This window comes from Pseudoalteromonas sp. Z1A6, assembly GCF_011378745.1.
GTDB classification, from domain to species: domain Bacteria; phylum Pseudomonadota; class Gammaproteobacteria; order Enterobacterales; family Alteromonadaceae; genus Pseudoalteromonas; species Pseudoalteromonas arctica.
Map to the genome: position 1 here is coordinate 1 of NZ_WTKW01000501.1, position 2,197 is coordinate 2,197.

Here is a 2,197-nt window from a genome sequence, read left to right on the forward strand (position 1 = left end):
TTGGTCGTACTGGGGTTTTCATGTTAAGCCTTGGGATCTATACTAGGTGCGCAATTTGGGATAGTTGTTTATTTGAAAAAATATTCAGCTCTTTTAGTATAAAAAATTGGATAAAGCATCATGAATTTGCATGAGTATCAGGCAAAACAACTTTTTGCCGAATATGGTTTACCCGTTTCTACAGGTTACGCTTGCGATACACCTGAAGAAGCTGCTGCAGCTGCTGAAAAAATTGGCGGCGATATGTGGGTTGTTAAAACTCAGGTTCACGCAGGTGGACGTGGTAAAGCTGGCGGTGTAAAGCTAGTTAAAACTATCGAAGAAGTAAAAGCGTTTGCAGCTAATTGGTTAGGTAAAAACCTAGTTACTTACCAAACAGACGAGAAAGGCCAGCCAGTAGCTAAAATTTTAGTAGAAAGCTGTACTGACATTGCTAACGAATTGTACCTAGGTGCAGTAGTTGACCGTGCATCTCGTAAAGTAGTTTTCATGGCGTCTACTGAAGGCGGCGTTGAAATTGAAACTGTTGCTGAAGAAACACCAGAGCTTATCCACAAAGCAGAGATCGACCCGTTAGTAGGTCCTCAAGCTTACCAAGCACGTGAACTAGGTTTCAAATTGGGTCTTAACCCAGTACAAATGAAACAGTTTGTTAAGATCTTTATGGGTCTTGGTAAAATGTTCACTGATTTTGATTTCGCACTACTTGAAATCAACCCGTTAGTAATTACAGATGAAGGCAACCTTCACTGTCTTGACGGCAAAATCGGTATTGATGGTAATGCACTTTACCGTCAACCTAAAATCCGTGAATTCCACGATCCATCTCAAGAAGATGCTCGTGAAGCACACGCAGCAAGCTTCGAGCTTAACTACGTTGCTCTAGACGGTAATGTTGGTTGTATGGTTAACGGTGCAGGCCTAGCAATGGGTACTATGGACATCGTAAACCTACACGGCGGCAAGCCGGCTAACTTCTTGGATGTTGGTGGCGGTGCTACTAAAGAACGTGTTTCTGAAGCATTCAAAATCATTCTTTCTGACGACAATGTTAAAGCTGTTTTAGTAAACATCTTTGGCGGCATCGTTCGTTGTGACATGATTGCTGAAGGCATCATTGGCGCAGTTAAAGAAGTTGGCGTAACCGTACCAGTAGTTGTACGTTTAGAAGGTACTAATGCTGAATTAGGTCGTGAAGTTCTTAAGAACTCTGGTCTAGATATCATTGCTGCTGAATCACTAACAGACGCTGCTGAAAAAGTTGTTGCTGCTGCGGAGGGCAAATAATGTCTGTATTAATCAATAAAGATACAAAAGTTATCTGTCAAGGTTTCACTGGTGGCCAAGGTACTTTCCACTCAGAGCAAGCGCTTGAGTACGGTACACAAATGGTTGGTGGTGTTAGCCCAGGTAAAGGCGGTCAAACGCACCTTGGTCTTCCTGTATTCAACACAGTTCGTGATGCTGTAAAAGAAACTGGCGCAACTGCTTCAGTTATCTACGTACCAGCTCCTTTCTGTAAAGATGCAATCTTAGAAGCTATCGATGCTGGCATCGAGCTAATAGTTTGTATTACTGAAGGTATCCCTACACTTGATATGGTTGATGTTAAAATTAAACTAGATCAAACAGGTACTCGTATGATCGGTCCTAACTGCCCAGGTGTTATTACTCCAGGTCAGACTAAGATTGGTATCATGCCTGGTCATATCCACAAACCTGGTAAAGTAGGTATTGTTTCTCGCTCTGGTACTTTAACGTACGAAGCAGTTAAGCAAACTACTGATGCTGGTTTTGGTCAGTCTACGTGTGTTGGTATTGGTGGTGATCCAATTCCAGGTACTAACTTTATCGACGTTCTAGAAATGTTCGAAAAAGATCCACAAACTGAAGCAATCGTAATGATTGGTGAAATTGGTGGTACTGCAGAAGAAGAAGCTGCAGAGTACATCAAAGCTCACGTAACTAAACCTGTAGTATCTTACATTGCTGGTGTTACTGCACCAGAAGGTAAGCGTATGGGTCACGCTGGCGCAATCATTGCCGGCGGTAAAGGTACTGCTGATGAGAAATTTGCTGCATTAGAAGCTGCGGGCGTAAAAACTGTACGTTCACTTGCTGATATCGGTAAAGCACTTAAAGAGAAAACAGGCTGGTAATCGCTTGTTTCCTTTGAAAAGGCCCGCACATGCGGGCC

General features: G+C 42.7%; 2 protein-coding genes. Both read left to right on the forward strand.

Annotation, left to right across the window (positions count from 1 at the left end):
• Positions 1–120: 120 nt before the first annotated feature.
• Positions 121–1,287 carry an ADP-forming succinate--CoA ligase subunit beta gene (gene sucC / locus GQR46_RS18900; protein WP_007586870.1) on the forward strand — a complete coding sequence of 389 codons (1,167 nt, stop codon included), beginning with the start codon at positions 121–123 and terminating at the stop codon, positions 1,285–1,287.
• Complete coding sequence (sucD, locus tag GQR46_RS18905; RefSeq protein ID WP_010552674.1) at positions 1,287–2,159, forward strand: succinate--CoA ligase subunit alpha; 873 nt, start codon at positions 1,287–1,289, stop codon at positions 2,157–2,159. The genes sucC and sucD overlap by 1 nt, the downstream gene beginning before the upstream one ends.
• The last annotated feature ends 38 nt before the right edge of the window (positions 2,160–2,197 follow it).

Bases quoted from the DNA above. Each gene is read 5' to 3' on its own strand.
- sucD (WP_010552674.1), top strand. From the start codon at position 1,287: ATGTCTGTATTAATCAATAAAGATACAAAAGTTATCTGTCAAGGTTTC.
- sucC (WP_007586870.1), top strand. From the start codon at position 121: ATGAATTTGCATGAGTATCAGGCAAAACAACTTTTTGCCGAATATGGT.